Below are 23,212 nucleotides of genomic sequence, written 5' to 3' on the forward strand. Positions count from 1 at the left end.
GGCTAAGGGAGCAGGTCGGGCCGCACAGAGCGCGTGCGCTCGATGCTCTGCTCCCGCCGCCACCGGGCGATGGCGGCGTGGTTCCCGCTCAGCAGCACCGGCGGCACCTCGCGCCCGCGCCACTGCGCGGGCTTGGTGTAGCTGGGGTATTCGAGGAGCCCGTCCTCGTGGGATTCCTCCACGAGGCTCTCGGGGTTGCCGACCACACCGGGCACCAGCCGCGAGATCGCCTCGACCATCGCCATCGCGGCGACCTCACCACCGTTCAGCACGTAGTCGCCGAGACTCATCAGCCGCACGCGTCCGCGGTCGGCGTAGTCGTCGACGACCCGCTGGTCGATGCCCTCGTACCGGCCGCAGGCGAAGACGAGGTGATGCTCGGCGGCGAGTTCCCGCGCGACGCCCTGAGTGAACCGCTCCCCCGCCGGGGACGGCACCACGAGGACGGCCTCGTCGGTGATGACCGAGTCCAGCGCCTCGCCCCAGGGCTCGGGCTTCATGACCATGCCCGCTCCCCCGCCGTAGGGGGTGTCGTCGACGGTGCGGTGGCGGTCGTGCGTGAAGTCCCGCAGGTCGTGCACCCTCATGTCCAGGATGCCGCGATCGCGAGCCTTGCCGATGAGCGAGACGTCCAGCACATCGAAGAACGCCGGGAAGATCGTGACGATGTCGATGCGCATGGGATCGAGTGTAGGCATCCACGCCATGTTTCCCGGATGTGACGGAACCCTAACCCGTCACGCGAGGGGCGCGTGACCCGACGTTGACCGAGAAGTAACCGGCCGGGGGCCGGCGGTGAAACACGCCGTTCATAGCGTGAGGGCACACTCTCACTCAGGAGGAGCCATGACCACCACCGTCACCCCGTCCCCCGCGGGTGCTGCAACTCCCACGACCGCATCGACGGTCACCCTGACCCACCGACCCGGACGCTGGATCGACGGCTGGAACCCCGAGGACTCGGCGTTCTGGAAGGCCGGAGGCCGCGCCATCGCCCATCGCAATCTGCGCTGGTCCATCTTCGCCGAGTTCCTCGGCTTCATCGTGTGGCAGCTGTGGAGCATCGTCGTCGTGATGCTGCCGGCCGCCGGCTTCACTCTCACCAGCTCCGAGCTGTTCTGGCTCATCTCGCTTCCGAGCCTCGTCGGAGCCACCCTGCGGTTCCCGTACACCTTCATGGTGGCGATCTTCGGCGGCCGCAACTGGACGATCGTGTCGGCGGCGCTGCTGCTGATTCCGGCGGTCCTCCTCGGCATCGTCGTCTCGAACCCCGAGACCCCCTTCGGGATCCTGCTGCTCGTGGCCGCCCTCGGCGGCGTGGGCGGCGGCAACTTCGCCAGCTCGATGGCCAACATCACCTACTTCTTCCCGCAGAAGGAGAAGGGCTGGGCCCTCGGTCTCAACGCCGCCGGCGGCAACCTGGGCACGTCGGTGGCGCAGTTCGCGGTGCCGATCGCGGTCACCCTCGGCGCGGGCGCCACCCTCAACATCGCTCTGGCCGGCTGGATGTGGATCCCGCTCATCCTGCTCGCCATCTGGGGCGCCTGGCGCTACATGGACAACCTGTCGTCGGCCAAGGCGGACTTCGCGGGGTCTGCGGCGGCGCTGCGGGAACCTCACCTGTGGCTGATGGCCCTGCTGTACATCGGCACCTTCGGCTCGTTCATCGGCTTCGCGAGCGTCTTCCCGAAGCTCATCGCCGATCAGTTCCCGACGTTCAGCACCTTCCAGGTCGGGCAGGCGGCGATCTCGCTCGCGTTCCTCGGCGCCCTGATCGGCTCGGTGGTCCGCCCCTTCGGCGGCCGGCTCGCGGATCGCTTCGGGGGCGCGCGGGTCACGGTCGTCACCTTCGGCGTCATGGCCCTCGGCGCGCTCGCGCTGATCTGGATGCTTTCGCTGCAGAACTTCTGGCTGTTCCTCGGATGCTTCCTCGTGCTGTTCGCCGCGACGGGCGCGGGCAACGGGTCGACCTACCGCATGATCCCGAGCATCTTCGCCGGCCGGGCGATCGCCCGGGGCATCGACCCCGGGACGCCGGAGGCCGCGGCCGTGCAGCGCAAGTCCGCGGCGGCGCTCGGGCTCATCAGCGCCATCGGCGCCTACGGCGGGTTCGTGATCCCCCAGGTGCTGAACGCGTCCCAGCTCACGTCGGGCAGCTATGTCCCCGCGTTCGCCGGATTCGTCGGAGCGTATGTGCTGCTCGGGGTCCTCACCCTCGTCGTCTACGTGGTGCCCCGCGCCGCCCTCGGCCACCAGCGCATCTGACCCGAGGAGACGTGACGAGCGGGTCGCACCGGAAGGTGCGACCCGCTCCGTCGTGCGGTGCCGGCGGGACGTCAGTAGATGTCGCGCACGTAGCGCTTGTCGACGGCCAGACCCCGGACGAGCTCAGCAGCCGCTTCGGCCGACACCCCGCCGTGGCGCTGGACGATCAGCTGCAGCGCGGCGTCCACATCCGGCGCCATGCGCGTGGCGTCGCCGCACACGTAGACGTGAGCGCCGTCTTGAAGCCAACGCCAGAGCTCGGCGCCGTGCTCGATCATCCGGTCCTGCACGTACACCTTCTGGCGCTGGTCGCGGGAGAAGGCGAGGTCGAGGCGGGTGAGGAACCCGTCCGCGTGCATGCCGACGAGTTCGTCGCGGTAGTAGAAGTCGGTCGCCTCGTGCTGCTCTCCGAAGAACAGCCAGTTGCGGCCGGGGTGGCCGTCGGCCCGGCGGTCCTGCAGGAAGCCCCGGAACGGTGCCACCCCCGTCCCCGGTCCGATCATGATCATCGGCGTGGCAGGGTCGGTCGGCGGCCGGAAGTTCGGCGAGCGCTGCAGGTACAGCGGGGTGCGTCCCTCCGGATCATCGGCGAGGAAGGTCGAGCAGACCCCGCCGCGCCGTCGTCCCTGCTCGGTGAGGAACCGGACGACCGAGACGGTGAGCTGGACCTCGTCGGGCGATGCCTTCGGGCTCGACGAGATCGAGTACTGCCGGGGCTGCAGCCGCCCGAGCACGTCCACCCACTCCTGGGGGTCGGCCTCGGCCGGGAACGCCTGCAGCACGTCGATGGCCTGCATGCTCCAGAGGTACTGCTCCAGCCGTGATCTGTTCTCGCGCCGCAGGAGTGCGCCGAGCGCCGAGTCCGCCGTGCGGTCGGCGACGAATTTCAGGAAGTCGGGGGTGATGCGCGTGATGTCCAACCGCGTGCGGAGGCTGTCGCCCAGCATCCGCTCTTCGCCGTCGACTTCGACCACCGTGCGGGCGCTGAGGCCCGTGGCGGCGAGCCACTCCGCGACGACCGCGGTGTCGTTCACGCAGACGACGCCCAGCGCATCGCCCGCTTCGTAGGCCACACCCCAGTCCGACAGGTCGAAGCCGAACTGGCGGACCTCCTTCTGCGACCCTGCGCCGCTGAGCAGGAGGTTCGTGGTCAGTGGCGCGTGCACGGGATTCGCGCGCGTGAACAGCCGTTTCGTCGGCGAGGCGAGCGACGCGGCCCCGGCATCGCCTGCACCCGAGTCCGCCCCGAGCGCGGTCAGCATCTGCTCGAGCCAGGCGATCGCGCGGGCCTCGAAGTCGGGCTCGCAGTCGACGCGGGCCGCGAGAGGGGAGGCGCCGAGTGCCGCCAGACGCTCGTCCATGCTGCGGCCGTGTCCGCAGAAGTCGTCGTAGCTGGAGTCGCCCATCGCCAGGACCGCGTACGAGGTGCCCGAGAGGTCGGGCGCGTCCGGGGCCTGAAGTGCGCGCCAGAGGTCCGAGGCGTTGTCCGGGGGCCCGCCGTCGCCGAACGTGGAGGTGATGACGAGCAGGCGACGCGCGCCCCCGAGATCCGCCGGCTGCGCCTCGGACATGTCGAGCGCGCGGGCGGCGAGCCCGCGCTGCACCAGAGCGGCCACGCAGCGCTGGGCGAACTCCTCGGCGTTCCCGGTCTGCGATCCCCACAGCACGACGACCTCGTCGGCGTCCGGATCGAGAGCGGGAGCCGACGTCGCGGGGGCGGAGTACGTCCCCGCGAGAAGTCCGTCGAACCAGCGCCGCACCGCATCGGTCACCGGGGCCGTCGCCGGGAGCACCGGCACGGCGCCCGCCTCGAGGTGGCGCGTCTCCAGCGCCGCCAGGAACCCGCCGAGGAATGCGCTCTCGTCGATGGACAGCGCGGGCGGCGCCGAGAGGGACAGGCAGGCCTCGCCGACGGCCGAACGAACCTCGGCGACCGCGCTCGCGCTCCCCCGCTCCGAGGCGGACGGCGCAGGACCCACCCGGCGCACCGACACGGCGGAGACCTTGAACTCAGGCTGCAGCGATGCCTCGTCGACGGCGTCGTTGGTGACGGCGTTCACCGTCAGGTACTCGCCGTGCTCGTCGTTCCAGTGGAACGGAGCGAACAGCCCGCCCGGCCGGACGCGATCGGTGAGGACGGCGGGGAGCACGACGCGGCCCCGCCGCGATGCCACCTCGACGAGGTCGCCGTCCGCGATCGCGAGCGACGCGGCGTCGTCGGGATGCACTTCGACGAACGGTGAGGGGTTGAGCCGGTTGAGTCTGGCGACCCGGCCCGTCTTGGTCATGGTGTGCCACTGGTGCTGCAGACGACCGGTGTTGAGAACGAACGGATAGTCGTCGTCCGGCAGCTCCGCGGGCGGCAGATGCGGGCGGGCGAAGAACTGCGCCCGCCGCGAGGGCGTCGCGAACGCCAGCCGCGGTGCGAGGCCCTGCTCGTCGGTGTGCAGATGCTGGCTCACCCCGTCGTTGAGGTAGCGGATCGGATGCCGGTCCGCCGCGTCCTCCGGCGGCGACGGCCACTGCACCGGACCCTCGCGCAGGCGTGCGTAGTCGACCCCGCGCAGATCCCAGCCGGTCTGGGGGTTCCAGAAGCGCCGGATCTCCTCGAAGACCTCCTCGCTCGTGGCGAAGTCGAAACCCCGGTCGAATCCCATCGCGACGGCGATGTCGCAGATGGTCCGCCAGTCCGGGCGGGCCTCGCCGGGAGGGTCGGCGACCTGCTGCACGAGGGTGAGCGTGCGGTCGCTGTTGACCGTCACCCCGTCCGCCTCGACCCAGAGCGTGGCCGGCAGCAGGATGTCGGCGTAGGCGTTGGTGGCCGTGTCGGCGAAGACGTCCTGCACGATGACGAGTTCGGCCGCTTCCAGGCCCTCGATGACCGTGCGCCGATTGGCCACCGAGGCGACGGGGTTCGTGCAGATGATCCATGCCGCCTTGATGCGGCCGTCCGCCAGCCCTCGGTACATCTCGATCGTGCCGGTGCCGGATTCGGGGCGGATCGTGCCGGGCGCCAGCTCCCAGATCTCCTCCGCGAACGCCCGATCGGCGGGGCTGAAGACCGCACGCTGGCCGGGCAGGCCCGGACCCATGTAGCCCATCTCGCGACCGCCCATGGCGTTGGGCTGCCCGGTGAGCGAGAACGGACCGCTGCCCGGGCGGCAGATGGCACCGGTGGCGAGGTGCAGATTGCAGATCGCATTGGTGTTCCATGTGCCGTGGGTCGATTGGTTGAGCCCCATGGTCCACAGGGTCATCCATTCGCCCGCCTCGGCGATCCACCCCGCGGCGGTGCGGATGTCGCTCTCGTCCAGCCCCGTGATCTCGGCGACACGCTCGGGCGGATAGTCGGCGAGGAACGTGGGCATCTGCTCCCATCCCTCGGTGTGGGCGGCGATGAAGTCCTCGTCGATGTGCCCGCCCGCGACGAGGAGGTGCAGCAGGCCGTTCAGGAGGGCCAGGTCGGTGCCGGGGGCGATCTGGAGGAACAGATCCGCGCGGTCGGCCGTGGCCGTGCGACGCGGGTCGACCACGATGAGCTTCGCGCCCTGCTTCAGCCGATCCGCCATCCGCAGGAACAGGATCGGATGGCAGTCGGCGGTGTTGGAGCCGATGACGAAGAAGAGGTCGGCCCGGTCGAAGTCCTCGTACGAGCCCGGGGGGCCGTCGGCGCCGAGCGACTGCTTGTAGCCGGTGCCGGCCGAGGCCATGCAGAGACGGGAGTTGGACTCGATGTGCAGGCCCCGCAGATAGCCCTTCACGAGCTTGTTCGAGAGGTATTGCGCCTCCATCGTCATCTGGCCCGAGACGTAGACCGCGACCGCGTCCGGTCCATGCTCATCGACGATGGCGCGCAGCCGTCGTCCGGCGTCGGCGATCGCGGCATCCATCGGCGTGTCGACCGGGGCCTCGCCCCGAGCAGGCCGGACCGCGGCCGATGACATGCGTCCGGGCGCCTGCATGAGATCGAGGTGCGTGGCACCCTTGGTGCACAGCCGGCCCGCATTGGTGGGATGGGCTTTGTCCCCCACGACGGCGCCGACGGCGCGCGGCTCGCCACCCGGACTCCCGGTGGCGGTGACGCTCACCCCGCACCCGACGCCGCAGTAGGAGCACACGGTGCGCACCTGCTGCGTCTGCCGGAGCACCGGCAGCGCACGCGTCGAAGAGGTGGCGCCCATGCATACGATGATCGGCGTCCGAGGTTCCGGGAGGTTTCCCGTGATGTTTCCCGCAGGTCACATCTCTCGCATCGGCGGGCTCGGCCGGTTGTGAGTGCGGGGCGTCAGTCCTGCGCCGGAGCGGAGCCGGCGGCATCCGTCTCTTCGGGGATGTCCTCGAACAGACCCGCCGGCGGGGTCACGGTGACGCGGCCCGCGGCGATGTCGACCTCGGGCACGATCGCTTTCACGAACGGCACGAGAACCTCGCGTTCGGCATCCATCCGGACGATCAGCAGGTCCTGTGCGGGCATGTGCTCGACACGTGCGACGCGGCCGATCACCGCACCGTCGCGGATGACGTCGAGACCGACGAGCTGGTGGTCGTACCACGCGTCGTCCTCGTCGGGCGCCTCCGCGGTGTCCTGGTCGATCCACAGGATGGCACGCACCAGCTCCTCCGCCTGAGAGCGATCCTCGACGCCCTCGAAGAACGCCACCGGGTGGCTGTTCATCCACCTGAACTCGCGGACGGTGAGCGGCTTGCCGTGCCACGGCGAGGATTCCGGCACCTGCAGGGTGAAGGTGGCGCCGGGGGCGAAACGGCCCTCGGGGTCGTCGGTGTACAGCTCGAGCTTCAGCGCGCCTTTGAGGCCGTGGGCTTTGACGAGGCGCCCGACGCGCAGCTGCGTCTTGCCGGCGGCCGGTCCACCCGGCGCACGACCCGACGGCGAGGTGCCGGGGGCGTTGTCCGGCACGTCAGTCATCAGCGACGTCGACGCGCACGCGCCGGCCGTCGGCGAGCGCGCTGATGAGCGTGCGGAGGGCTTTGGCCGTGCGACCGCCGCGCCCGATGACCCGTCCCCGGTCCTCCGGGTGGACGTGCACCTCGAGCACGTCTCCGCGCGGTGAGGCGGACGACTGGATACGCACATCCTCGGGGTGATCGACGATCCCCTTGACGATGTGTTCGAGCGCGGCGGCGAGCACTACTCTGCGTCGGTCTCGTCGGCGGCGGGCGCCTCGGCGACGGGCTCGTCGGCCTTCTTCTCGGCCTTGGGCTTGACGACGGACTTCTTGGCCGCGTCGATCTCGAACGCCGGCTTGGCCTCGGGGGACTTGACCGTCGAGACGGCGTCCTTGTCGCCCTTGAAGCGACCCCAGTCGCCCGTGAGCTTCAGCAGGGCGCGGACCTGCTCGGTCGGCTGCGCGCCGACACCCAGCCAGTACTGCGCGCGCTCGGAGTCGACCTCGATGAACGAAGGCTGCTCGGTGGGGTGGTACTTGCCGATCTCCTCGATCACGCGACCATCGCGCTTGGTGCGCGAGTCGGCGACGACGATGCGGTAGTAGGGCGCACGGATCTTGCCCAGGCGCTTGAGACGGATCTTGACAGCCACGATTCTCCTGAATGTGTGGGAAGCGGACGAACTGGACGTCCGGGAGCGTGGGGTGCACACCCGGAGGAAAGCTCTGAGATGGACGACGGGGCTGGATAGAGGGTCGAGCACCGCATCCGACCCTTTATTCTGCCAGATCGGAAGGGATGCCGCGAACCGGACGCGACGCGCCCGTGCGGGGGCGCTCGCGTGCCAGACTGTGCCTGTGACGGTGCCCTTCGCGACATCTGCGCGGTCGTCGGTCGGTCTCGAATGGGAGCTCATGCTCGCCGACGAGGTCGGCGGCGACCTGGTGCCGCGCGCTCCCGAGGTGCTGTCGGGCCTCGAGGAGGCCTCAGCGCTGGAGCGCTACACGGTGACCGGCGAGCTGCTGACGAACACGGTCGAGGTCACCAGCGGTGTGGGCCGCACGGTCGCCGCCGCCGTGGACGACATCGCCGACGCCATCGCCGCGGTGCGGACGGTCACCGATCCTCTCGGCATCGCACTGCTCTGCGCGGGCAGCCACCCGTTCGCCCAGTGGTTCGACCAGCAGGTCAGCGACAAGACCCGCTACCACAAGCTCATCGAGCGGACGCAGTGGTGGGGCCGGAACATGATGATCTGGGGCATCCACGTGCACGTGGGCGTCGACGACGTCGACAAGGTCTTCCCCATCATCAACGCTCTGTCGACGTATCTGCCCCATCTGCAGGCGCTGTCGGCATCCAGCCCGTTCTGGGCGGGCGAGCGCACCGGCTACGCCTCGAACCGCGCGCTGGTCTTCCAGCAGCTGCCGACCGCGGGGCTGCCGTGGCCGCTGGCCGATTGGGCGCAGTTCGAGGGGTATCTCGACGACATGGTGCGCACCGGCGTGATGCGGGACGTCTCGGAGGTGCGCTGGGACATCAGGCCGGCGCCGCGATGGGGCACGATCGAGGTGCGCGCGTGCGACGGGATGTCGACCCTTCCGGAGCTGGCCGCCGTGGCCGCCCTCGTGCAGGTGCTGGTGGAGCGCTTCTCGCGCGACCTCGACGAGGGGCGGGAGCCGGTCGTCCTGCAGCCGTGGTTCGTCCGCGAGAACAAGTGGCGAGCGGCCCGCTACGGTCTCGACGCCCGCGTCATCGTGGGTGCCGACGGCCGGCAGGCGGCTGTGCGCGATCATCTGCGACAGACCATCGCCGAGGTCGAGGACATCGCCGTCGAGCTCAAATGCGCCCGCGAGCTGGCCGGTCTCGAGCCGATCCTCTCCGGCGGCGCGAGCTACGAGCGCCAGTTGCGCGCGGCGGCAGCAGCCGACGGCGACCTGCGCGCGGTGGTCCAGCACCTCATCCGCGAGTTCCGCGCCGGGCCGACCCTGCGCGACCACCTGGCCGCGCCCGACCGCTGACGCGACGAGCGGTCAGCCGCGTCCGAGCATCTTCTGCAGCTCGGCCAGGTCCGCCTCGCTCGGCGTCCCCGTGCCACCGCCCAGGCCGAACCCCGACCCGGTCGGCTGAGCCGCGCGGTCGGCGGCGATGCCCGCGTTCTCGGCGGCGCGCTTGGCGGGGTTCCCCGACCGCGATCCGCCGCTCTTCTTCTGCTTGTTGCCGCGCTTGGCCGACGCGCCGGGCCGACCGGCGCCGGGGACCGGCCCCATGCCGGGGATCGACGGCACTCCGCCGCGGGCCACGGTCTTCATCATCTTCGCGGCCTGGTCGAAACGCTGCACGAGCTGGTTCACGTCGGTGACCGTCATACCCGAGCCCCGTGCGATCCGCAGCCGGCGCGAGCCGTTGAGGAGCTTGGTGTTGCGTCGCTCCGCAGGGGTCATCGAGCGGATGATGGCCTCGGTGCGGTCGATGTCGCGCTCGTCGAAGTCGTCGAGCTGCTGCTTCATCTGCCCCATGCCCGGGAGCATCCCGAGCATCTTCTTCATCGAGCCCATCTTGCGCATCTGCTGCATCTGCTCGAGGAAGTCCTCGAGCGTGAACTGCTCGGTCGCGAGCTTCTCGGCGACCTTCATCGCCTCTTCCTCGTCGAAGGCCTGCTGGGCCTGCTCGATGAGGGTGAGGATGTCGCCGAGGTCGAGGATGCGGCTGGCCATGCGATCCGGGTGGAACGGCTCGACGTCGTCGAGCCCCTCGCCGGTCGAGGCGAAGATGATGGGCCGGCCGGTCACGGACGCGACCGACAGGGCCGCACCGCCGCGCGCGTCGCCGTCGAGCTTGGTCAGCACGACTCCGGTGAAGTCGACGCCTTCCTGGAAGGCCTTGGCGGTGTTGACGGCGTCCTGGCCGATCATGGCGTCGATGACGAAGAGGACCTCGTCGGGGTCGGTCGCCGTGCGGATGTCGGCGGCCTGCTTCATGAGGTCGGCGTCGACGCCGAGGCGTCCGGCCGTGTCGATGATGACCACGTCGTGCTGCTGGCGGCGGGCGAGCTCGACTCCCTCGCGGGCGACGCGCACCGGGTCGCCGATCCCGTTGCCCGGCTCGGGTGCGTACACGGCGGCTCCGGCGCGCTCGGCGACGACCTGGAGCTGGTTCACGGCGTTCGGTCGCTGCAGGTCGGCCGCGATCAGGAGCGGCGTGTGACCGTCCTTCTCGAGCATGCGGGCGAGCTTGCCGGCGAATGTCGTCTTTCCCGATCCCTGCAGCCCCGCCAGCATGATGACGGTGGGGGCGGTCTTGGCGAAGCGCAGGCGGCGCTGCTCGCCGCCGAGGATCGCCACGAGCTCCTCGTTCACGATCTGGACGACCTGCTGCGCGGGATTGAGCGCGCGGTTCACCTCATCGCCGAGCGCGCGCTCGCGCACCTTCGCCGCGAAGTCCTTCACGACCGGCAGCGCGACGTCGGCGTCCAGCAGGGCGCGCCGGATCTCGCGGACGGTGCCGTCGACGTCCGCGGGGGTGAGCTGCCCCTTCTTGCGGAGGTTGCGGAAGGTCTCGGTGAGCCGGTCGGAGAGTGTGCCGAAAGTCGCCATGATCCCCCGATTCTAGACGAGCGGATGCCGCATCCCCCGCCGCGGGCTAGGGTTCGAGCTCCTGGAAAAGAGTCAGCTGCAGATCGGCCGGGCCGCGCAGACGCGCGTTCATCGACCGCCACGGCGTCTCGCGCGGCTGCGCTTCGACGGCGGCGCCGCCGGCGACGAGACGGCGGACGGCCGCCTCGGTGTCGCCGACCTCCAGCGCCAGCCGGATCCGGTCGCTCGCTCCGCCGTCCGTTTCCACGCGGTCGATGAAGTCCACCTGCGCGCTGTTGGCGATCTCGAGCGTGGCGCGACCGGCGTCGAGAATGGCCACGCGCGCGCCGCCTTCCGCCTCATAGGCCTCGGCCTGCGGCATCCCGACCACGTCGCGGTAGAACGACAGAGCCTCGTCGAACCGGTCGGCGCGCACGACCACCCGCAGCTGCCGCACCGCGCCGGCGCGAGGCAGTGCCGGGACGCCGGATGCCGCGTCCGCGGCGCGCGCCAGGAACCGCTCGAGCGAGGTGACACCGGCGCCGTCGTGCGCCCACGCTTCGAGGGAGGCCAGGACCGCGCCGCCCCAGGCCGCGCCCGCCACGTCGGCGTGGAGGCGGTCGGCACCCGCCCGCGCGAGGCGCTCGGCCACCGCGCGCGCGATGCGCGCCCGTCGCAGCGCCGCCTCTCCTGCCAGCTCGTCCGCCAGACCCATAGCGGTGGCGTTGACGATCGCGAGCGCCAGGGTGTCGGGGGCGAAGTCTGCGCCGAGGGCGATGACGGCGGCCCGGACGTCGGTGGCGGCATCCGGCTCCACGTCGTCGGCGAGGCGCGCCTCGAGCACGCCCAGTCGGTCGTCCAGACCCGCCCACAGGATGTCGGACTTGGCGCCGAAGTAATTGAAGAAGCTGGAGCGACTCACGCCCGCCCGTCGGGTGATGTCGGTGATGGAGGTCGCGTCGTAGCCCCGCTCGAGGAAGAGCTCGCACGCTGCCTCGGCGAGCATCTCGCGCGACGAGGCGCGTGGGCGTCCGCGCTTGGCCCCGGTGTCCACTCCTTCACCCTAGCGACACGCGTCGGAGGCATGGGGAGCCGGATCACGCCCGGTGACGTAATCTTGGACGCGATCCAGAAAGTCGCCACAAGCGAAGGGCCGTCATGATGCAGATCGAGACCGTCGGGCTCTCCCCCGACGTCGTGCCGTACCAGGAGGGGTGGGATCTGCAACGACGGATCCATGCCGAGGTCGTCGCCGGGTCCCGGCCCGACACGCTGCTGCTGCTGGAGCATGAGGCGGTGTACACCGCGGGCAGGCGCACCGCCGCGCACGAGCGCCCGACCGACGGCACGCCCGTGATCGACGTCGATCGCGGCGGCAAGATCACGTGGCACGGACCCGGCCAGCTCGTCGGCTACCCGATCGTCCGGCTCCCCGAGCCCGTCGACGTCGTCGCGCACGTGCGCCGCCTCGAGCGGCTCCTCATCGACGCGCTCGGCGCGCACGGGGTGGACGGCTACCAGGTCGACGGGCGCAGCGGCGTGTGGGTCAAGCGCCCGCTGTCCGAGGACAAGGTGGCTGCGATCGGCGTCCGCGTGGAACGGGGAGTCACGATGCACGGGTTCGCGGTCAACTGCGACAACAGCCTCGCCGGCTTCGGCGGCATCGTCCCGTGCGGCATCACCGACGCGGGTGTGACGACCGTCAGCGAGGTGGTCGGCCTCACGGTGACGCCGCGCGACCTCCTCCCCACCGTCTCTGCGGTCTTCGCCGCCGAGTACGCGGGGGTGGCGGCATGAGCGCGTGCGGCACACCCGTGTCCGGTCCTGCGGCCGCACCCGAGGGGCGGCGGATGCTGCGACTGGAGGTCCGCAACGCCCAGACGCCCATCGAGCGCAAGCCCGAGTGGATCAAGACGCGCGCGAAGATGGGCCCCGAGTACCAGGCGCTGCACTCGCTGGTGAAGACCGAGGACCTGCACACCGTCTGCCAGGAGGCGGGCTGCCCCAACATCTACGAGTGCTGGGAGGATCGCGAGGCGACCTTCCTCATCGGCGGCTCGCAGTGCACGCGACGGTGCGACTTCTGTCAGATCGACACCGGCAAGCCCGCCGACTACGACATCGACGAGCCGCGCCGCGTGGCCGAGAGCGTCGAGCGGATGCAGCTGCGCTACGCCACGGTCACCGGCGTCGCGCGCGACGACCTGCCCGATGGCGGCGCGTGGCTCCACGCCGAGACGGTGCGTCAGATCCACGAGCGCAACCCCCGCACGGGCGTGGAGATCCTCGCGACCGACTTCAACGGCGAGCCCACTCTGCTGGACGAGGTGTTCGACAGCCGGCCCGAGGTGTTCGCGCACAACGTCGAGACCGTGCCGCGGATCTTCAAGCGCATCCGCCCGGCATTCCGGTACGACCGCTCGCTGGGCGTCCTGACCCGCGCCCGCGCGGCGGGACTCATCACAAAGTCGAACCTCATCCTCGGGATGGGCGAGACACCGGAGGAGGTCGTCCAGGCACTGCAGGACCTCCACGACGCCGGAACCGACATCATCACGATCACGCAGTACCTGCGTCCCACCCCCCGCCACCTCCCGGTGGATCGCTGGGTGAAGCCGCAGGAGTTCGTCGAGTTCAAGGACGAGGCCGAGCGCATCGGCTTCCTCGGGGTGCTCGCCGGACCGCTGGTGCGGTCGTCGTACCGCGCCGGGCGGCTGTGGGCGCAGTCCATGATGTCGAAGGGCCGCGAGATCCCGCCGCACCTGGCCCATATCGCCGAGGGGGTCGACAGCGGATTCGCTCAGGCGGTGTGATCGCCGGAGCGTCCAGGGGCCCGTCAGTCGGCGCTCGTGACCGAGAGCACGGCACCGTCCGAGCCCAGGTTCACCAGCAGCACGTCGTCGGCGGCATCCGGGTCGAGCGCGTACTCGAGCACGGCGAAGGGATCCTCGCCGCCGTGCTCGTCCGCGAGGATCGTCATGCTCATCAGCTGAAGCGACCGGATGACATCGATGTGCACGTCGCCCGAGATGTCGACCAGCACGTCCTCGATCTCTTCACCCATCGCCTCCTGCTGCTGCAGGATGTACTCGGTCACCTCGCTCGTGCGATCGCTGAGCTCGTCGACCATGGCGTTGCGGGCGCTGAGGTCGATCGCCTCGATCGCCGAGATGAGTCCTGCGGCGACATCCAGCGCCGCCGCCGAGACGTCGTCCTGATCGGGCGCCGTCAGATCGACCGTGACGGACTGATCGCCCAGCTCTACGTTCTCGGACCAGAAGATCGATCCGTCGGGCCCTGATTCCAGAAGTCCGAAATAGTCGTGCTCGATCGCCATTCCCCCATGAAACCAGCCCCGGCGGCGCCGCGATAGCCCCGCGCGGGCGTGGCGCCGATCCCGGTTCGATCAGTCGACCAGAGCCGCCGCGAAGACGTGCGGCGTGAAGCCGGTGAGGTCGCCGATCCCCTCGCCCTGGCCGAGGAGCTTCACCGGGATCCCGGTCTTCTCCTGCACCGCCAGGACGAATCCGCCCTTCGCTGACCCGTCCAGCTTGGTGAGCACGAGACCGGTCACGCCGGCGTGCTCGAGGAACGCCTGCGCCTGCATCACGCCGTTCTGGCCGGTGGTGGCGTCCAGCACCAGCAGGACCTCGCTGATGGGAGCCTGCTTCTCGATGACGCGGCGGATCTTGGTGAGCTCGTCCATGAGCCCGCCCTTGGTGTGAAGGCGTCCGGCCGTGTCGACGAGCACGATCTCGGTTCCGGTCCGCTTGGCGTAGTCGATGGTCTGGAAGGCGACGGACGCCGGGTCCTGGCCTTCCTGCTGGGGCCGTACGATCGCGGCGCCGCCCCGCTCGGCCCACGTCGCCAGCTGGTCCACGGCCGCGGCGCGGAACGTGTCGGCCGCCCCCACCACGACCGAGCGGCCGTAACGCTGCAGGAACTTCGCGAACTTCCCGATGGTGGTGGTCTTGCCGACGCCGTTGACGCCGACGACGAGGACGACCGCGGGTCGCTCCGAGAGGCGCAGCGTCGTGTCGAACTTGGCGAAGTGCTCCTCGAGCGTCTCTCGCAGCATGCGCTGGAGGTCGCGGGGATCGGTCGTGCGGAACCGCTCGACCTTCTCTCGCAGCTCGTCGATGATGCGTTCGGTGATGTCCGGGCCGAAGTCGGCGGTCAGCAGCGCCGTCTCGAGGTCGTCCCACGTGGTCTCGTCGATGGTCGGCTTGACGAACATCCCGCGCAGGGCGCGGCCGAGCGACCAGGAGCTTTCAGCCATGCCTCCAGCCTATGGCTCAGGCGCCCGCGTGCTCGCGCACGCGCTGCCCCACCACCGCGGACACGCCGTCCTGCCGCATCGACACGCCGTACAGCGCGTCGGCGATCTCCATCGTCCGCTTCTGATGCGTGATGACGATGAGCTGGCTGCTCTCCCTCAGCTGCTCGAAGACGCCGAGCAGGCGACCGAGATTGGCGTCGTCGAGAGCGGCCTCGACCTCGTCGAGGATGTAGAACGGGCTCGGCCGCGCCTTGAAGATGGCGGTCAGCAGCGCGACCGCCGCGAGCGATCTCTCGCCGCCCGACAGCAGCGAGAGCCGTTCGATCTTCTTCCCGACGGGGCGGACGGCGACCTCGATACCCGTGGTGAGCGGATTGTCGGGGTCGGTGAGCGAAATGCTCCCGGTCCCCCCGGGGAACAGAATGGGGAAGACCTCGCCGAAGGCGACGCGGGTGTCTTCGAACGCCGCGAGGAAGATCGTCTGCATCCGCTCGTCGAGTTCGTCGATGATCGTCAGCAGATCCTTACGCGTCTGGGTGAGGTCGGCGAGCTGCTCGGTGAGGAACGCGTGACGCTGCTCGAGCGCGGCGAACTCCTCCAGCGCCAGCGGGTTGACTCGGCCGAGCTGCACCAGCTTGCGCTCCGCGTCCTGCAGTCGTCGACGCGCGGCGGCGCGATCGAAGGGTAGGGATGCTTCATCCACCGCGCCTTCCTCTGGCGCATCTTCCGCCGGAACAGGCTGATCGGGGCCATATTCCGAAATCAGAATAGTTTCGTCGAGGCCCAGCTCGGACTGCACTCTCTCGAGGAGACCCGTGACGTGGAGCCGCTTCTCGTGGATCTTCAGCTCCAGCCCGTGGACGCTCTCGGTGAGCGCGGCCAGGCGCTCGCGGGCGGACGTCTCCTGCGCGCGCAGACGCGAGAGCTCCGCGGTGATGGCGGTGCGCGCGCTCTCGCGCGCGGTCAGCTCGACCCGGGCCTGCGACACCGAGCGGTCGACCGAATCCAGCACGGCCGGCAGCTGAGCCAGCACGCCCTCGGCCACGTCGCGCTGCGCCCGGCGGATCACCGCGCGACGCTCGGCCTCCGCGGCAGCCTCGCGCTCGCGCTCGCGCTGGCGCTGCATCTGCACGACGCGCGCTTCCTCGGCGCGGATGCGCTCCCGCATCGTCTCGACGTCCAGTCGCGTGCGCATCTCTGCGTCGCGAGCGGCCTCGAGCGCTTCCAGAAGCCCCTCCCTCGCCGACGCGTCGAGAATCGGCCGCGGCGCTTCGAGTGCGGACGTCAGCCGATCCTGCGCGACGCGTGCCGACGCTGCCGCTTCGTCGACGGCGGCCCGCGCCTGCGCCAGCCCGGCTTCGAGCCGCTCGCACTCGGCGATCGCCGCCTCGTGGCGCACCGTCGCGCGGTTCACCTGCTCGGCGTGCGCGGCGAGGGCGGCATCGAACGAGCGCAGGGTGTGCAACGCCGTCTTCGTGCGCTCGCGAGCGGACGTCAGCTCGGACGAGGCGTCTGTCAGCCCCTCCCGGAGGGAATCGACGACGACGGCGAGCTCGTCGCGCCGCTCGGCGGCGGCATCCCGCTCTGCGGCCAGCTCCAGTCTGGATCTCGACGACCCCGTCCCGGCGCGGACGGTCCGTGCGGTGCAGACCTCTCCCGCGCGGGTGACCACCGTCGGATGCCGGCCGGCAGCGGCTTCGACGTCGATCGCGCGCCGCGCCTCGGTCAGATCCTCGGCGATGTAGACGCCCGCGAGGATCGCGGAGATCCCCGTGGGACCGGCCACGACATCCCGAGCAGCGGTCAGGCCCGATACCGCGGCCGGCTCCGGTGCGACGCCGGCGGTGGCGGCGGGGTCCGGCGCATCGGCGATCACGACATCGACCACGCCGAGCTCTGCGGTGCGAAGCTCCTCCGCCAGCCCGAACGCGTCCTCAGCGCCGTCGACCAGCACTCCCTCGGCCAGCGTGCCGAGAACAGCGGCGATCGCCGCTTCGAATCCGGCATCCACCTGCACGGCGTCCGAGACGAGCCCGCGCACACCGGCCCGGCCCTCGGCCAGCACGACGGCCGCCGCGCTCTTGACCTCCAGGGCGCGGGACAGGGCTGCGGTCTGGGCGGTGAGCGCTTCGACCTCGCGCTCGGCCGCGTGCAGTCGTTCCCGCAACGACGCGACCGTCCCCTCCGCCTTCGTCGCGTCCCGCTGGGCGCGCTCGTAGTCGGCCGCGTGCTCGGCGGAAGAGCCCTCCGGCACGAGGTCGGGATTCACGCCGTCCACATCGGCTTCGGCCTCGGCCCTGCGTGCGAGGGCCGCGTCCAGCGCCTTCTGCTGGCGTGCGACCGCAGCCTCGACGGCGGCGAGAGCGGATGCCGCGGCCTCGGCCGTTCCTCGCAGAGCGGTGAGGCGCATGTCGTGCTCGGAGACGAGGGCGCTCTGGGCGGCGATGTCGGAATCGAGCGCGTCGAGTTCGGCACGGGCGCGCATCACGTCCCGAGCGGCGTCGGCCGCGGCATCCTGCGCACCGCCGAGAGCCGTCGACAGCTCATCGACCTCGGCGCGCGCGTCGTCGATCATCCCCTGCGACACGGTCGTGCGCTCGACGCGGTCGTCGTCATCGTTGTCGGTCAGGAGCGCCAGGCGCTGGCCGGCGAGGTTGTACAGGGCCCGAAGGCGCTCCTGCGCGCGCTCGAGCCCGAACGCGACCCGCCGGGCGTCGTCGACCGCCTCGGACCTCTGCTCCGCCTCGAGTCGCTCGATCGCGCCCCGCGCGTTGGAGAGCTGGTCCTGCAGCACCATGCGCTCCGCGTGGCGCTCCTGCTCGTTGCGGGCATGGTCGGCCAGCTCAGCCCGCAGGGTGACGAGGTCGTCCGCGAGCAGCCGTGCCTTCGCGTCGCGGACGACCGCGGCGATCGTGGCCGCCTCGCGAGCGATCTCGGCCTGGCGGCCCAGCGGCTTCAGCTGCCGGCGCAGTTCCCCCGCGAGGTCGCTCAGCCGGGTGAGGTTGGCCTCCATCGCCTCGAGCTTGCGCAGCGTCTTCTCTTTGCGGCGCCGGTGCTTGAGGATGCCCGCGGCCTCTTCGATGAAGCCGCGCCGGTCCTCGGGTGTGGCCTGGAGGACGCTGTCCAGCCGCCCCTGTCCCACGATGACGTGCATCTCGCGACCGAGCCCCGAGTCGCTCAGCAGCTCCTGGACGTCGAGCAGGCGGCAGGTCTGCCCGTTGATGGCGTACTCGCTGGCGCCGTTGCGGAAGAGGGTCCGGCTGATGGTCACCTCGGCGTACTCGATCGGCAGGGCGCCGTCGGCGTTGTCGATGGTGAGCTGGACCTCGGCCCGCCCGAGGGGACCACGGGTCGCCGTCCCCGCGAAGATGACGTCCTCCATCTTGCCGCCGCGGAGGGTCTTCGCCCCCTGCTCCCCCATGACCCAGGCGAGCGCGTCGACGACGTTCGACTTGCCCGACCCGTTCGGCCCGACGATGCAGGTCACCCCGGGTTCGAGGGCGAAGGTCGTCGGCTGGGCGAACGACTTGAACCCTTTGAGCGTGACGCTCTTCAGGTGCATGGGCGCGCCCTCCAGCCGGTCGATTACCGACCTACGCTACCCGAGCGCGAGGGCAGCGCCCGGATGCCGGGCCGCGCAGCGACCGACGCGCCGACACGCCCGGGAGATCAGGCAATCTGAGAAAGTCCTTGACGTACGTCGCACCCTCGCGCTAATGTCCTCACCGCGTCTGAAGTCGAGAAAGGAGGTCCCCGATGGTGCTGATGAACCCCACCGGAGCGTTCGCTCCCGTTGCCCGTGTGTTCGCACTGGGGACCGACTCCTTCGACGTCTTCCCCGACGGTCGCGGCCACACCGCCTCCTGACCCCCGCTGGGGAGAGCTCCGCCCGTCTTCGGGCGTGACATCCCGCGCCGCCGCCTCGGCACCCGAGGCTCTCGGCGACTCTCCCCGCCCTGTTCGCGTCGTGCTGCGGCACGGCACCTCCGCCCGAGCCTGTCCGGCTCGGGCACCTCACCACCTCACATCGGAAGAGATCCATCATGAACACACTGCTCGCGCCGCAGCGCCCCTCGGGCATCCCCGATACGCTGCGGCTCCCCGGCCGCGACATCCGCGTCTCGCTGATCGACCGCCTCGCTCTGCGCATCGGTCTGCGTCTGCTCCTGTGGAGCACCCGCTCGCCGCGGCTCGCGGACGACCGCGGACGACACGCCGAGATCCGGCGGACACTGGCCGCCAACGAAGCGCGCGAACGCGCGTATCTGCGCGAGGCCTTCCTCGCACCCCGGCCGTGACGGCCACGGGGGTCGCCTTCCGGCTGCATGGACGGCGACCCCCTCTCCCCCGCTTGCTCGATCAACCCGAGGACCCATCGATCATGAACACGCTCACCTCCGTCGATTTCCGGCCGCTCCTCGTGCCGGCGACCATCGACGCCCCGGACGCCGCCGATTTCGTTGAGATGGTGCACGTCCGCAACCGGATCTACCGTGAGATCTCCGGCCACGACGATCACCGCATCGCCCCGGACGAGCTCCTGCCCCACTACCGGGTGACCGAGTACGAGCGCAGGCTCGCCTGGGTCATCGTCGACGACGGCGCGATCATCGGGCGGATCGGGGTCGACCTTCCCCTCGAGAACGACTCCAAGGTCGCGTTCTGGCTCATCGAGCTCCTGCGCGACGCGTGGGGCCGCGGCATCGGCTCCGCCGCCCACGACCTGGTGGAGCAGGTCGCGCGCGAGAACGGCCGCAGCGTCCTGCAGTCCTGGGCGGAGCACCCCGAGGCGCCCGGGCCCCGGCTGGCCCCGCCGACCGGGTTCGGCGAGATCCCCCGCGACCACGCCGCCCGCTTCTTCCTGAGTCACGGATACGCGCTCGAGCAGGTCGAGCGCAACAGCGCGTTCGATCTGACCGCGCCGTTCCGGACCGTCGAGCGCCTCCTCGCCGAGGCCGAGGCCGCCTCGGGCGACTACCGCGTCGTGCAGTGGTTCGCCCCCACACCGCCTGAGTACGTCGACGGGTACGCCTGGATGAAGTCGCGCATGGTGACCGACGCCCCCGCGGCCGGTCTGGAGTTCGACGAGGAGACGTGGGATGCCGCGCGCATCGCCGAGCACGACGCCGTCTACACCGACTCGGGCCGCACCCTGCAGGTGACCGCGGCGCAGCACATCGCGACAGGCGAGCTCTGCGCGTTCAACGAACTCGTCGTCGGCAAGGACCGGACCGAGGCGAGCCACCAGGAGGACACGCTTGTCCTCAAGCACCACCGCGGCCACAAGCTGGGCACCCTCGTGAAGTGCGCGGGTCTGCTGTCGTGGCGGGACGTGGCCCCGCTGTCGCCTCGCGTGATCACCTACAACGCCGAGGAGAACCGGCCGATGCTCGACATCAACGAGGCCATCGGGTTCGCCCCGATCGCGTACGAGGGCGCATGGAAGAAGGTGCTGACATGACCGTGCCTGACGGTGTGGTCATCGAGCGGGTCGTCGTCCCCGCGGCCATGGACGCTCCCGACGCGGCGGCTTTCGCCGACATGGCCGAGGTTCGCAACCTCGTCGCGCGCGAGCGCAATGGTCACGACGACTTCGCATACGCCGCGGAAGAACTCCTGCCCATCTGGCAGAACCAGGAGGACGTGGCCCACGCGGGCTGGATCGCGAGGCGGGAAGGGGTCCCGATCGCCCGCTTCGTGACCACCTTGCCGCAGGAGGCGGGGTCGGAGGTCGCGGAGTTCGCACTCGAGATCCGCGAGGCGGACTTCTCGCCCGAACTCGTCGACGCCGGATTCGCCTTCGTCGAGGGGCACGCCCGCGCTCACGGACGTCGCATCATGCAGGGCGAGACGGATCACCGCCCGGCGGACGGCGATACGGTCACGGCCGCGTCCGGGCACGGAGCGCTGCCCCGCGACGAGTACGCCCGAGCGTACCTCACCCGCGGGTACTCCCTGGAGCAGGTGGACCGGGCGAGCGCGTTCGACCTGCACGGGGATTGGGCTCGCGTGGAAGAGCTGGAAGGTGAGGCCCGGGCGGAGGCGGGCGGGTACCGGCTGGTGTGCTGGACGGTGCCGACGCCCGAGGAGTACGTGGCCGGCTACGCGGCTCTGATGTCACGCATGTCCACGGACGCTCCGAGCGCCGGTCTCGTGTGGGATGAGGAGCACTGGGACGCCGCCCGGCTGCGTCGGCACGAGAGGGAGATCCTCGACCGCGGCCGGTTCGGAAGCATCATGGCGGCCCAGCACATCGCCTCCGGTGAGCTGGTGGCGTTCACCGAGCTGTTCGTGGACTCCACGCGAACGGGCGTGACCGAACAGGCGGCCACCCTGGTGCGCCGTGAGGATCGCGGCCACCGCCTGGGTCTGTGGATCAAGGCGGCGAACCTCCTCGCCTGGCGAGAGGTCGCGCCGCGATCGCCGCGCGTGTCGACGATGAACGCCGAGGAGAACCGGCCGATGCTGGCGATCAACGAAGCACTCGGCTTCGTCGCGGTGTCCTTCACCGGCGGCTGGAAGAAGGTGTTGTCGGATTAGTCGCCGGTGCGCCTGCTCGCGGGTCGGCGCTGGCAGCGCGGGCAGAAGTGGCTCGATCGGTTCGTGAACGACACGCGGACGATCGGGCGACCGCACCGAGGACACGGCTCACCCGTGCGCCCGTAGGCGTTCAGCGAGTGTGCGAAGTACCCGGCCTGACCGTTGACGTTGACGTACTGCGCGTCGAAGCTCGTGCCGCCTTCGGCCAGGGCTTTCTCGAGCACGTGCCGGATCTCGGCGAGCAGGCGGTTCACCGCGCGCGTCGGAAGCTCCCGGGCCGGCGTGTCGGGGTGGAGCCGGGCAGCCCACAGCGACTCGTCCGCGTAGATGTTGCCGACACCGCTCAGGAGTGTCTGGTCCAGCAGGGCCCGTTTGATCGCAGTCGTGCGCGTGGCCAGCGTCGCGCGGAGTCCGCTATCCGAGAACGCCGGATCGAGCGGGTCGCGCGCGATGTGCGCGACCTGGGCGGGCACGGTCGCTTCGGGCGAGCCATGACCTCCGGCCGCGCCGTCGGAGGTGGAGGTGAGGTCGTCGACGGCGAGCGAGCCGAACGTCCGCTGGTCGGCGAAGACGACCGACAGGTCACCGTGGTCGGGATGCGCGAGGTCGAGGCGCACCCGCTCGTGGCGCTCGGGGGCGGCGCCGGTGGCGCGCAGCAGCAGCTGTCCGCTCATTCCGAGGTGACCGACCACCGCGTCACGGGCGGCCGGGCCGCCGTCGGCCGGTTCGAGCGGCAGCCACAGGAACTTCCCGCGCCGCACGGCGGCGCGGATGGTCCGCCCGGTGAGCAGCGACTCGAAGTCGACGGCGTCGCCGCGGTGCCGTGTGAGTGCGCGGTCGTCGAGCACGCTCACGCCGGTCACGGTCGCGCCGGTGACGGCGGGTGCGAGTCCCAACCGGACGACCTCGACCTCGGGGAGCTCAGGCACGGCCGCTGAGGTCGCGCCACGCGTGGAGCGCCGCCGCCATCTCGGCCTGCTTCTTGCTCGTCCCCGTCCCGGCTGTCTCGATGTCGCCGACCACGACCGTGGCCGTGAAGACCCGGTCGTGATCGGGTCCCGTCGCCGTCACGGCGTAAACCGGCGGCGGGAAGCCGCTGCGGGCCGCGAGTTCCTGCAGGGTCGTCTTCGGGTCGACGGCGGCGCCCACGCGCTCGGGATCCTCGAGCAGTGGGCGCACGAGTCTGAGGACGAGTGCAGCCGCGGCATCCGCCCCGGCCGACAGGTAGGCGGCGCCGAAGACGGCCTCCATCGTGTCGGCGAGGATGGAGTCCTTCTCGCGACCACGCGTGAGCTCCTCGCCGCGGCCGAGCAGCAGGTGCTCGCCCAGTCCGATGCCGCGGGCGATCTCGGCGAGCGCGACGGTCGAGACGACACCCGCGCGACGCTTGGCCAGGATCCCCTCGTCGAGATCGGGATACTCGCGGTACAGCTGTACCGTCACCGCCTGACCCAGCACGGAGTCCCCAAGGAATTCCAGACGCTCGTTGTGCGGTGCGCCACCGTGCTCGTAGGCCCAGGAGCGATGCGTGAGCGCCAGCGACAGAAGCTCGGGGTCGATGTCGACTCCGAGCTTCTGCGTGAGGGTGTGCACGGTGACCGGCGTGACGCCGCCATCCTGCACGGGTGTGACCTCGGTCACGATC

At 70.6% G+C, this 23,212-nt stretch carries 19 protein-coding genes; 7 read left to right on the top strand and 12 right to left on the bottom strand.

All coding sequences use genetic code 11. The features are described from left to right. Positions 1-2: 2 nt before the first annotated feature. Positions 3-680 carry a tRNA (guanosine(37)-N1)-methyltransferase TrmD gene (trmD, locus tag NFR93_RS03340; RefSeq protein WP_251450010.1) on the bottom strand — a complete coding sequence of 226 codons (678 nt, stop codon included), beginning with the start codon at positions 678-680 and terminating at the stop codon, positions 3-5. Positions 681-846: 166 nt separating this feature from the next. On the opposite strand from trmD, the gene NFR93_RS03345 reads away from it, so the two are divergent. Further along, positions 847-2,265 carry an MFS transporter gene (locus NFR93_RS03345; RefSeq protein WP_251450012.1) on the top strand — a complete coding sequence of 473 codons (1,419 nt, stop codon included), beginning with the start codon at positions 847-849 and terminating at the stop codon, positions 2,263-2,265. A 71-nt stretch (positions 2,266-2,336) separates the two neighbouring features. Here NFR93_RS03345 and NFR93_RS03350 read toward each other — a convergent pair whose 3' ends face one another. The 4 genes from NFR93_RS03350 to rpsP all read right to left on the bottom strand — a co-directional run bounded on the left by NFR93_RS03350 (position 2,337) and on the right by rpsP (position 7,825). Next, the gene (locus tag NFR93_RS03350) at positions 2,337-6,446 is read right to left on the bottom strand and encodes a bifunctional nitrate reductase/sulfite reductase flavoprotein subunit alpha (protein ID WP_251450014.1); all 4,110 of its coding nucleotides are present in this window, start codon (positions 6,444-6,446) and stop codon (positions 2,337-2,339) included. Between the two features lie 104 nt (positions 6,447-6,550). Next, positions 6,551-7,192, bottom strand: a complete 642-nt coding sequence (rimM, locus tag NFR93_RS03355) for a ribosome maturation factor RimM (protein WP_251450016.1) — start codon at positions 7,190-7,192, stop codon at positions 6,551-6,553. Beyond that, entirely contained in the window at positions 7,185-7,415 is a 231-nt protein-coding gene (locus NFR93_RS03360) for an RNA-binding protein (protein ID WP_251450018.1), read from the bottom strand. The genes rimM and NFR93_RS03360 overlap by 8 nt, the downstream gene beginning before the upstream one ends. Continuing rightward, entirely contained in the window at positions 7,415-7,825 is a 411-nt protein-coding gene (rpsP, locus tag NFR93_RS03365; protein ID WP_251450020.1) for a 30S ribosomal protein S16, read from the bottom strand. The genes NFR93_RS03360 and rpsP overlap by 1 nt, the downstream gene beginning before the upstream one ends. 205 nt (positions 7,826-8,030) lie before the next feature. On the opposite strand from rpsP, the gene NFR93_RS03370 reads away from it, so the two are divergent. Beyond that, the gene (locus NFR93_RS03370; RefSeq protein WP_251450022.1) at positions 8,031-9,194 is read left to right on the top strand and encodes a glutamate--cysteine ligase; all 1,164 of its coding nucleotides are present in this window, start codon (positions 8,031-8,033) and stop codon (positions 9,192-9,194) included. 12 nt (positions 9,195-9,206) lie between these two features. On the opposite strand, the gene ffh is transcribed toward NFR93_RS03370, so the two are convergent. Both ffh and NFR93_RS03380 read right to left on the bottom strand, forming a co-directional pair. Next, positions 9,207-10,769 carry a signal recognition particle protein gene (ffh, locus tag NFR93_RS03375; RefSeq protein WP_251450024.1) on the bottom strand — a complete coding sequence of 521 codons (1,563 nt, stop codon included), beginning with the start codon at positions 10,767-10,769 and terminating at the stop codon, positions 9,207-9,209. Between the two features lie 46 nt (positions 10,770-10,815). Further along, entirely contained in the window at positions 10,816-11,802 is a 987-nt protein-coding gene (locus NFR93_RS03380; RefSeq protein ID WP_251450026.1) for a TetR family transcriptional regulator, read from the bottom strand. A 104-nt stretch (positions 11,803-11,906) separates the two neighbouring features. Between NFR93_RS03380 and lipB the strand changes: the two genes are divergently transcribed. Together lipB and lipA are read left to right on the top strand one after the other, a co-directional pair. Continuing rightward, the gene (lipB, locus tag NFR93_RS03385; RefSeq protein ID WP_251450028.1) at positions 11,907-12,545 is read left to right on the top strand and encodes a lipoyl(octanoyl) transferase LipB; all 639 of its coding nucleotides are present in this window, start codon (positions 11,907-11,909) and stop codon (positions 12,543-12,545) included. After that, positions 12,542-13,561, top strand: coding sequence for a lipoyl synthase (lipA, locus tag NFR93_RS03390; RefSeq protein WP_251450030.1), 1,020 nt, complete (start codon positions 12,542-12,544; stop codon positions 13,559-13,561). The genes lipB and lipA overlap by 4 nt, the downstream gene beginning before the upstream one ends. Positions 13,562-13,584: 23 nt before the next feature. Here the strand turns inward: lipA and NFR93_RS03395 are convergent, their stop codons facing one another. From NFR93_RS03395 to smc, 3 genes are all read right to left on the bottom strand, one after another. Then, positions 13,585-14,085, bottom strand: a complete 501-nt coding sequence (locus NFR93_RS03395) for a DUF2004 domain-containing protein (RefSeq protein WP_251450031.1) — start codon at positions 14,083-14,085, stop codon at positions 13,585-13,587. 69 nt (positions 14,086-14,154) lie between these two features. Further along, entirely contained in the window at positions 14,155-15,027 is an 873-nt protein-coding gene (gene ftsY, locus NFR93_RS03400) for a signal recognition particle-docking protein FtsY (protein WP_251450032.1), read from the bottom strand. Between the two features lie 16 nt (positions 15,028-15,043). Further along, on the bottom strand, positions 15,044-18,589 hold the full coding sequence (gene smc / locus NFR93_RS03405; protein ID WP_251450033.1) for a chromosome segregation protein SMC: 3,546 nt from the start codon (positions 18,587-18,589) through the stop codon (positions 15,044-15,046). A 481-nt stretch (positions 18,590-19,070) separates the two neighbouring features. Between smc and NFR93_RS03410 the strand changes: the two genes are divergently transcribed. The 3 genes from NFR93_RS03410 (at position 19,071) to NFR93_RS03420 (ending at position 21,567) form a co-directional block, all read left to right on the top strand. Then, positions 19,071-19,325: a hypothetical protein gene (locus NFR93_RS03410; RefSeq protein ID WP_251450034.1), complete on the top strand. Its 255-nt coding sequence runs from the start codon at positions 19,071-19,073 to the stop codon at positions 19,323-19,325. A gap of 83 nt (positions 19,326-19,408) precedes the next feature. After that, the gene (locus NFR93_RS03415) at positions 19,409-20,488 is read left to right on the top strand and encodes a GNAT family N-acetyltransferase (RefSeq protein WP_251450035.1); all 1,080 of its coding nucleotides are present in this window, start codon (positions 19,409-19,411) and stop codon (positions 20,486-20,488) included. Further along, positions 20,485-21,567 (top strand): GNAT family N-acetyltransferase, encoded by a 1,083-nt coding sequence (locus NFR93_RS03420; protein ID WP_251450036.1) that lies wholly within the window; start codon positions 20,485-20,487, stop codon positions 21,565-21,567. Before NFR93_RS03415 ends, NFR93_RS03420 begins: the two co-directional genes overlap by 4 nt. Here NFR93_RS03420 and mutM read toward each other — a convergent pair. Both mutM and rnc read right to left on the bottom strand, forming a co-directional pair. Beyond that, positions 21,564-22,496 carry a bifunctional DNA-formamidopyrimidine glycosylase/DNA-(apurinic or apyrimidinic site) lyase gene (gene mutM, locus NFR93_RS03425; protein WP_251450038.1) on the bottom strand — a complete coding sequence of 311 codons (933 nt, stop codon included), beginning with the start codon at positions 22,494-22,496 and terminating at the stop codon, positions 21,564-21,566. The genes NFR93_RS03420 and mutM overlap by 4 nt on opposite strands. Next, a complete protein-coding gene (rnc, locus tag NFR93_RS03430) occupies positions 22,489-23,208 on the bottom strand; it encodes a ribonuclease III (protein ID WP_396653935.1) in 720 nt (239 codons plus the stop codon). Before rnc ends, mutM begins: the two co-directional genes overlap by 8 nt. Positions 23,209-23,212 lie beyond the last annotated feature (4 nt).

Source organism: Microbacterium sp. Marseille-Q6648 (genome assembly GCF_943181415.1).
Lineage (GTDB): Bacteria > Actinomycetota > Actinomycetes > Actinomycetales > Microbacteriaceae > Microbacterium.

Coding starts and splice junctions, on each gene's coding strand:
- trmD (WP_251450010.1), bottom strand. CDS start 680: ATGCGCATCGACATCGTCACGATCTTCCCGGCGTTCTTCGATGTGCTG.
- NFR93_RS03345 (WP_251450012.1), top strand. CDS start 847: ATGACCACCACCGTCACCCCGTCCCCCGCGGGTGCTGCAACTCCCACG.
- NFR93_RS03350 (WP_251450014.1), bottom strand. CDS start 6,446: ATGGGCGCCACCTCTTCGACGCGTGCGCTGCCGGTGCTCCGGCAGACG.
- rimM (WP_251450016.1), bottom strand. CDS start 7,192: ATGACTGACGTGCCGGACAACGCCCCCGGCACCTCGCCGTCGGGTCGT.
- ffh (WP_251450024.1), bottom strand. CDS start 10,769: ATGGCGACTTTCGGCACACTCTCCGACCGGCTCACCGAGACCTTCCGC.
- lipB (WP_251450028.1), top strand. CDS start 11,907: ATGATGCAGATCGAGACCGTCGGGCTCTCCCCCGACGTCGTGCCGTAC.
- lipA (WP_251450030.1), top strand. CDS start 12,542: ATGAGCGCGTGCGGCACACCCGTGTCCGGTCCTGCGGCCGCACCCGAG.
- NFR93_RS03395 (WP_251450031.1), bottom strand. CDS start 14,085: ATGGCGATCGAGCACGACTATTTCGGACTTCTGGAATCAGGGCCCGAC.
- ftsY (WP_251450032.1), bottom strand. CDS start 15,027: ATGGCTGAAAGCTCCTGGTCGCTCGGCCGCGCCCTGCGCGGGATGTTC.
- smc (WP_251450033.1), bottom strand. CDS start 18,589: ATGCACCTGAAGAGCGTCACGCTCAAAGGGTTCAAGTCGTTCGCCCAG.
- NFR93_RS03410 (WP_251450034.1), top strand. CDS start 19,071: ATGAACACACTGCTCGCGCCGCAGCGCCCCTCGGGCATCCCCGATACG.
- NFR93_RS03415 (WP_251450035.1), top strand. CDS start 19,409: ATGAACACGCTCACCTCCGTCGATTTCCGGCCGCTCCTCGTGCCGGCG.
- NFR93_RS03420 (WP_251450036.1), top strand. CDS start 20,485: ATGACCGTGCCTGACGGTGTGGTCATCGAGCGGGTCGTCGTCCCCGCG.